The sequence below is a fragment of the Aneurinibacillus aneurinilyticus ATCC 12856 genome (genome assembly GCF_000466385.1).
Classification (GTDB): Bacteria; Bacillota; Bacilli; order Aneurinibacillales; family Aneurinibacillaceae; genus Aneurinibacillus; species Aneurinibacillus aneurinilyticus.
Map to the genome: position 1 here is coordinate 1 of NZ_KE952884.1, position 256 is coordinate 256.

The following is a 256-nucleotide window of genomic DNA, read 5'->3' on the forward strand; positions in this document are numbered from 1 at the left end:
GGTATTATTCAATAGTTAGGTTGGGTGATTTGTCAGTCAATTAAGATGGCTAAAGCCATCTCTTGACCGACCTCGCCATCATAATGTAGTAGGAAGAAAAATTATCAAGGGTGTTGATTATCCAGTATGATCCAGAGTAGATCGCCACCACACCGTGCCCCAAACGGGCGTCGGTTCCGTCTTACACACGGAAGCAGAGAGGGCCGCTTTGTGGCGCCAAGGCGGGACCGCAAAGCGGCCGTGTCTCTTCCTTGTG